Below are 7,418 nucleotides of genomic sequence, written 5' to 3' on the forward strand. Positions count from 1 at the left end.
CTAAAATAATAAATGTATAATATTAATAAATATTAATTTATTTTAATTAATATTAATAAATAATATTTTTCAAATATAAAGAATTTTATGATTATGTAAAAATATTTTTTGAGAGGAGGTAAATTATGGAAGAAAAAAATAAATATAATCAATGCTTGTTGCTTAATGGCTATGAGTTTTTAGATTTTGAAAATACTAAAAATACAACCTTAAAAGAATGGTTAAAAGATGAAAATTTTTTGCTTTTTATTAAAAGCATTCCAAAAGATTATATTTTTATTATAAAAAAATATGGCATAGCTAATGGAATATTTTTGACACATAAAAAAACTTTTGAATTCGCTCAAAAAATACTAGAAAAAGTCAAAGATATAAATTTTGACTTTTCTTATAGTGAATTTGAATTTAATCAAAATATTTTTTACGCATTAAATTTTGAAAATAAAGAAATTTCATTTACGGAACTTGTTTTTAGTTTTAAAATAAATTCATTGGATAGAGAAAGTTTTGATATTAGTAACATTTATAATAAAAAACATTTCATCATACAAAAAGATAATAGCTTAATTACCTTTAAATATAGAAAAATTCAAAGCAAGGGTTTTAATCTTGTTTTTTTATTAGAAAATAATATTTTAAAAAATTATTATTTTAACTATTTAGAAAAAATAAATCCTTATATTGCCAAAGATTTTAAAAATATCAAAGAAAATCATTCTTTTGAAATATATAAGCTTTTAAGAATAGATTTTAATGTTTTAATCAATTGTCATAGCGTTCAAGAAGTTATAGAAAAATCATTAAATACTAAAATTAATTTCAATCTAAATAAATTTGATATCCACTTGGCTTTATCTTTTGCAATTTCTTTAAATTTTATTGCAAAAAACGAACAGAATAAATTGTATAAATTTGTTTTGGAGAATAACAAATTAATATATGATTATATTGATTTTATTAATAATAATTTTGCCAACGAGCATTTTATTGAAATAAAATACAAAAGAAAAAAATACAAAATTATTAATATTGCCTCATTTTTATTGTATCACAAATTAAAACCACAGAAAGAAAGCTATCAAAATGAATTTCTTGAAATTTATATACTAATAAATGATTATATTAAATTAAGCTATGAAACAAATAATTTAATTAACCTTAACATTAATTCTATAAATAGAATAACAAACGAACATAATGTTTTAACGATAGAATTAGAAAAAAAACAAATTCCAAAAAATAAAAAACTTAAAATTAAAGAAGATTTTATCAATTTAAAACTTCCAGAAGAATTTAAACTAATAAAAACCCATAAAGAACTTTACTTGCACGGAATGGAGCAAAAAAATTGCGTTTATACAAGAAGAAGAGAAATTGAAGACGGCTTAAGTGCCATTTATAGTTTAAATTACGAAGGAGGAGTTTATACATTGGAAATTTTCAAAAGAAAAAATAAATTTGCAATTAAGGAAATCAAAGCAAAATATAATGAATTTGCAAATAAAGAAGTTATAAATTTTGTTGAAAAAAGCCTGAAAGCTGTTTAAAAAATACAAGGAGTTAAAATGAATACAAACAAAATTACAGATTTACACATACAAATTTCAAAGGAAGACTTGAAAATTTTAGATTTACTACTTAAAGCCAATGAGTATTCTAATATTGTTTTTTATTGCGAAAACGATGAAGAACATTTTATTTTTACAGAAGTAAAACTTGGAAATTATTTTTGCATAAACAGATGATTAGTGGCAGGGGGAAATCCTGCCGCTTTTTCTGCTTTAGTTTGTCAGCTTGACAAATAAAGGGTTAAGGAATATAATTAGATTCAGTTTTATACAAGGAGTTAATAAATATGCGGCAAGGTATTCTTAAATAAACTGTCAATTTGATAGTGGGAACAAAAAGTAGCAGTCCCGTTTCACTTTTAATATGGGGCTTAGTTTTTTGTACCCAGTTTAAGAATACTTTTATCATGTAATTTTATATGCCCGAAAACATATAAGTGTTTTGGGGCTATTGGAGTTATTTACCCAGTGATAGGAGTATTTATCACTGGGTATTTTTATGCCCTTTTTTGGGTGTTGATAGGAGGAAAATTACATGAAAATAATTAACTTAGGCATTCTGGCTCACGTTGACGCAGGAAAGACAACATTAACGGAAAGTTTATTATATACCAGTGGTGCAATTGCAGAACTAGGGAGCGTAGATGAAGGCACAACAAGGACAGATACAATGAATTTGGAGCGTCAAAGGGGAATCACTATCCAGACAGCAGTGACATCTTTTCAGTGGGAGGATGTAAAAGTCAACATTATAGATACGCCAGGCCATATGGATTTTTTGGCGGAAGTATACCGTTCTTTATCCGTTTTAGACGGAGCAGTATTATTAGTTTCTGCAAAGGATGGCATACAGGCACAGACCCGTATACTGTTTCATGCACTACAGACAATGAAGATTCCGACAATTTTTTTCATCAATAAAATTGACCAAGAGGGGATTGATTTGCCAATGGTATATCGGGAAATGAAAGCAAAGCTTTCTTCGGAAATTATAGTGAAGCAAAAGGTTGGGCAGCATCCCCATATAAATGTAACGGACAATGACGATATGGAACAGTGGGATGCGGTAATTATGGGAAACGATGAACTATTAGAGAAATATATGTCAGGGAAACCGTTTAAAATGTCAGAACTGGAACAGGAAGAAAACAGGAGATTCCAAAACGGAACGTTATTTCCCGTTTATCACGGAAGCGCTAAAAACAATCTGGGGATTCGGCAGCTTATAGAAGTGATTGCCAGTAAATTTTATTCATCAACGCCTGAAGGTCAATCTGAATTATGCGGGCAGGTTTTTAAGATTGAATATTCAGAGAAAAGGCGGCGTTTTGTTTATGTGCGTATATATAGCGGAACATTGCATTTGAGGGATGTTATTAGAATATCTGAAAAAGAGAAAATAAAAATCACAGAGATGTGTGTTCCGACAAACGGTGAATTATATCCATCCGATACAGCCTGCTCTGGTGATATTGTAATTTTACCAAATGATGTTTTGCAGCTAAACAGTATTTTGGGGAACGAAATGCTGTTGCCGCAGAGAAAATTTATTGAAAATCCTCTCCCTATGCTCCAAACAACGATTGCAGTAAAGAAACCTGAACAGCGGGAAATATTGCTTGGGGCACTTACAGAAATTTCAGATGGCGACCCTCTTTTAAAATATTATGTGGATACTACAACGCATGAGATTATACTTTCTTTTTTGGGGAATGTGCAGATGGAAGTCATTTGTGCCATCCTTGAGGAAAAATATCATGTGGAGGCAGAAATAAAAGAGCCTACTGTTATATATATGGAAAGACCGCTTAGAAAAGCAGAATATACCATCCACATAGAAGTCCCGCCAAATCCTTTCTGGGCTTCTGTCGGGTTGTCCATAGAGCCGCTCCCTATTGGAAGCGGAGTGCAGTATGAAAGCAGAGTTTCACTTGGATATTTAAATCAATCGTTCCAAAATGCGGTTATGGAGGGGGTTCTTTATGGCTGCGAGCAGGGGCTGTATGGATGGAAAGTGACAGACTGTAAAATCTGTTTTGAATATGGATTGTATTATAGTCCTGTAAGTACCCCCGCAGACTTTCGGCTGCTTTCCCCTATCGTATTGGAGCAGGCTTTAAAAAAAGCAGGGACAGAACTATTAGAGCCATATCTCCACTTTGAAATTTATGCACCGCAGGAATATCTCTCACGGGCGTATCATGATGCTCCAAGGTATTGTGCAGATATTGTAAGTACTCAGATAAAGAATGACGAGGTCATTCTGAAAGGAGAAATCCCTGCTAGATGTATTCAAGAATACAGGAACGATTTAACTTGTTTCACAAATGGGCAGGGAGTCTGCTTGACAGAGTTAAAAGGATACCAGCCAGCTATTGGTAAATTTATTTGCCAACCCCGCCGCCCGAATAGCCGTATAGATAAGGTTCGGCATATGTTCCACAAGTTAGCTTAACAGCTTGCAAAAGTCATATAAAATGAGATTTGAAAGGATTAGAGACTAATTATGATGAAATGCGAATGGATATTGTGTCCTGTTTGTGGGAGCAAAACCCGTAATAAAATTAGGAAGGACACTGTTTTGGAGAATTATCCCCTTTATTGTCCAAAATGCAGACAAGAAAGATTGATTAAAGTTGACAACTTGAAGATAACTGTCATCAAAGAGCCAGACGCTTAAGACGCAGAGCCGATGAAATTGTGGAACAATTCACGAATCATCGGCTCTTTTTGTTTCGTATTTGAAAGAACAAACTCACCAAATAAAAAAAACGATATTCGGGTGGGTTATTTTGTTATACCCTAAATTACCCTCTGAGTAAGCACGACCTTAAAGACTTAAAGGAACGGTGCAACGAGCAGAGCTGGGAACAGGGCTTGCATGTGCCGGAGAAAGGAAAGACATTTGCTGGAGAAGTCCGGGAAGAAACGGTGGCATGGAGCAAAGACACCTACCAGCTTTTGAAACAGGCAGAGCAGGGAAAGGTCAAAAGCTATGTGCAGGATATTGCCCTTGCGGTGCTGGATTGTAAGGAAACAGCGACCAGCCGGGAAACCTTTATCCGGCTGATGAATGAAAGAGGGTACGGGGTGGACTGGCAGGACAGCCACAAGTACATCACATATACCGACTTAGCCAGGGAACAGGAAAGACAACAATTGCGTCGATTGTCGCAAAAGAATCGAACATGGATAAATCTGTGCATATGCACACAGACGACTTTTTCCATTATTTAAGCAAAGGAGCAATACCGCCGCATTTACCAGAGTCCAACGAACAAAATTTAGTTGTTATTGAAGCCTTTTTAGAAGCTGCAAAGCGCTATGCCCGCGGTGGATATGATGTAATTGTAGATGGAATTGTAGGGCCGTGGTTTTTAGAACCATGGAGAGCCCTTGTTCGAGAAGATTATGAAGTACACTATATTGTTTTAAGGGCCAGTAAAGAAGAAACTATGAAGCGAGCTGTGGAGCGCTCAAAATTAGACAGAAAAACAAATGTTGAATTAGTAGAAACCATGTGGGAGCAATTTTGCAATCTGGGAATATATGAATCGAATGTTATAGATACGACCACTTATTCCATTCAAGAAACTGTTTCCGCAGTACAAGAAAAAATCGCAAGTAGGGCAGCGTTGTTGTCTTAGATTTTTTTGCTTTTTTGTGGTATATTATCCTCAGACAGAGCTAAAAGAGAGAGCGGAACATGAAAAGCGATTATTCAAAAGAAAGCATCACAGAGTTTTTAAGCCGAAAGTACGGTGAGGATATAAGGCTTTTTCCGATAAAAGAAGGGCAGGAGTCACAGGCGTATTGGTTTTCGCGTGGCGGCAGAGAATATGTCGTGCGCATAAATTCAAATATGGAAGGCTTCAAAAAAGACAAATACGCCTATGAGCACTTCCGCTCGGATAGAGTTCCTATTCCAGAGGTTGTTGAAACAGGCAACTTTGACGGCACGCACTACTTCTGCATCAGCGTAAAAGCGGACGGGATTACATATGAGGACTCCGATGAAGAAACGGTTGTGCGACTGCTCGGCGATATTACGGATGTAACCGAAGCAATATCGCGAACCGATATATCAGGCACTTCCGGCTGCGGCGTGTTTGACAGCGATACGGGAAACGCTCCGTTTTACAGCTGGAGAGAATATCTTGCGGAGGTATTCGAGATAGACTGGACGGCGGTAAGCAGGAGCTATGTTAACCTCTCACTCATCGACGAGCTTCTCGCGGCATATCGTGAGCTTATATCTTATTGCCCGGAAGAAAGAGCGCTGTTCCACGGGGATTTCGGCTCGAATAATGTTATCGTAGGCAAAAAATCGAGGATAAGTGGCGTTATAGACTGGGACTGCGCGGCTTACGGGGACTTTCTTTACGACATCGCGACCGCGTATTTTTGGCGGACATGGCTCATGTGCATGGAAAAAACTGCGGCGTATTGGGAGACATCCCGGAAAATAGATTTTTGATACCTGTTTCTGCATTGAGAGATGAGGGAACATCTTACCATTATCTTCCTCCCTCCCGAGAAGTAGAGATTTCAAAGGCTGGTATAAATGCGATTGAATCTGCTTTAAGCCAAAAGAATATACCATATTGGGAAGTTAAAACATGGACAACAGACGGTTTTTATCGAGAAACAGTAGAAATGGTTCAGTATCGGAAAGAAGAGGGATGTCAAGTAGTAGAAATGGAATGTTCCGCATTGGCGGCGTGTGCAAAATTTAGAAAAGTTACATGGGCTATGCTGCTTTTTTCAGCCGATACTCTTGCAGACCCTCATAAATACCAAGAAAGAGAATGGGGAAAAACAAGTATATCCATAGCCTTAGAATTAGCCTTAGACGCTGTTTTATCAGTTGTTGAGGAGTAAAAATAAATACATATAGGAGTTACAATGAATATAAATGAATTTCCACAACAAGTAAATCAAGTTATTTCAATAGCAGAAACCATATTACAAGGTCAAATATTGGGGATATATTTATATGGTTCAGCAACAATGAATGGGCTGCGTCCAGATAGTGATATAGATATACTGATAATTACTAAACAAGAATTGAGTAATTCAATCAGAGCAGATCTAACAAAGCAATTATTGAAAATTTCTGGCTCCGTAGGCTGTATTGAAAAAAGACCTTTAGAGGTAACTATTATCAATCAATCTGATATTGTTCCGTTGCAATTTCCGCCAAAATGTCAGTATATGTATGGTGAATGGCTAAGGGGAGAGATGGAAGCAGGAGAATATCCGCAAGCCTGCAATGACCCAGATATAATGATTTTATTATGGCAAGCAAGAAAAAATAGCATAACTTTGAAGGGGGCGGAAAGCAAAGAGCTTATTCCCGCTATCCCATTTCACGAAATTAAAAAAGCAATTCGGTTTTCTTTACCTGGTTTGATTTCCAGCTTTAAGGGTGATGAAAGAAATGTGTTATTAACCTTATCACGAATGTGGTTTACTTTAGTAACAGAAGAAATCACGACAAAAGATGTTGCCGCAAAATGGGTAATTTTAAAATTGCCGGAGAGATTTCCCCCCCTGCTAACAACGGCAAAGGAAGCTTATTTGGGAAATTTGTCTGATGAATGGGAGACAGTAGAAAAGGAAGCGATGGCACTTGTAGAATATATGAAAAAACAAATTGAGGAATTACTTAGAACAGAGTAGCAAAGTTAGCGGGGCCAATCAACGGTCAAGATGAACGGCGCATAAATGCGCCGCCGTTGACAGTCCCGCCCGTCTTTGCTGATGGGCAATCAAGGCGGGAAAGCCCTAAAATGGCTTCCCGCCCATTTCAATCTTGAGAGAAGAAACGCTCCAAAATCACTTATTACT

Annotated in this window: 8 protein-coding genes and 1 pseudogene; all 9 read left to right on the top strand. The window is 35.9% G+C overall.

Annotation, left to right across the window (positions count from 1 at the left end; translation table 11 throughout):
• Positions 1-125: 125 nt before the first annotated feature.
• Positions 126-1,547, top strand: a complete 1,422-nt coding sequence (locus tag FBF15_RS09270; RefSeq protein WP_165434642.1) for a hypothetical protein — start codon at positions 126-128, stop codon at positions 1,545-1,547.
• An 18-nt stretch (positions 1,548-1,565) separates the two neighbouring features.
• Positions 1,566-1,745: a hypothetical protein gene (locus FBF15_RS09275; protein ID WP_002779751.1), complete on the top strand. Its 180-nt coding sequence runs from the start codon at positions 1,566-1,568 to the stop codon at positions 1,743-1,745.
• A 358-nt stretch (positions 1,746-2,103) separates the two neighbouring features.
• A complete protein-coding gene (gene tet(O), locus FBF15_RS09280) occupies positions 2,104-4,023 on the top strand; it encodes a tetracycline resistance ribosomal protection protein Tet(O) (protein WP_002857791.1) in 1,920 nt (639 codons plus the stop codon).
• 51 nt (positions 4,024-4,074) lie between these two features.
• A complete protein-coding gene (locus tag FBF15_RS09285) occupies positions 4,075-4,248 on the top strand; it encodes a cysteine-rich KTR domain-containing protein (RefSeq protein WP_002779755.1) in 174 nt (57 codons plus the stop codon).
• Positions 4,249-4,451: 203 nt separating this feature from the next.
• Entirely contained in the window at positions 4,452-4,805 is a 354-nt protein-coding gene (locus FBF15_RS09295; protein ID WP_228761735.1) for a relaxase/mobilization nuclease domain-containing protein, read from the top strand.
• Positions 4,691-5,215, top strand: a complete 525-nt coding sequence (locus tag FBF15_RS09300; RefSeq protein ID WP_087726885.1) for an AAA family ATPase — start codon at positions 4,691-4,693, stop codon at positions 5,213-5,215. Before FBF15_RS09295 ends, FBF15_RS09300 begins: the two co-directional genes overlap by 115 nt.
• Before the next feature lie 59 nt (positions 5,216-5,274).
• Positions 5,275-6,021 (top strand): annotated as a pseudogene (locus FBF15_RS09305) (aminoglycoside 3'-phosphotransferase/choline kinase family protein); the annotation flags it as partial.
• Positions 5,982-6,449 carry a nucleoside phosphorylase gene (locus FBF15_RS09310; RefSeq protein WP_145699622.1) on the top strand — a complete coding sequence of 156 codons (468 nt, stop codon included), beginning with the start codon at positions 5,982-5,984 and terminating at the stop codon, positions 6,447-6,449. The pseudogene FBF15_RS09305 and the gene FBF15_RS09310, both read left to right, overlap by 40 nt.
• Before the next feature lie 24 nt (positions 6,450-6,473).
• Positions 6,474-7,250, top strand: a complete 777-nt coding sequence (gene ant(9) / locus FBF15_RS09315; RefSeq protein ID WP_002578722.1) for an aminoglycoside nucleotidyltransferase ANT(9) — start codon at positions 6,474-6,476, stop codon at positions 7,248-7,250.
• Positions 7,251-7,418 lie beyond the last annotated feature (168 nt).

The organism is Campylobacter sp. CFSAN093233 (genome assembly GCF_011068165.1).
Taxonomy (GTDB): Bacteria; Campylobacterota; Campylobacteria; order Campylobacterales; family Campylobacteraceae; genus Campylobacter_D; species Campylobacter_D jejuni.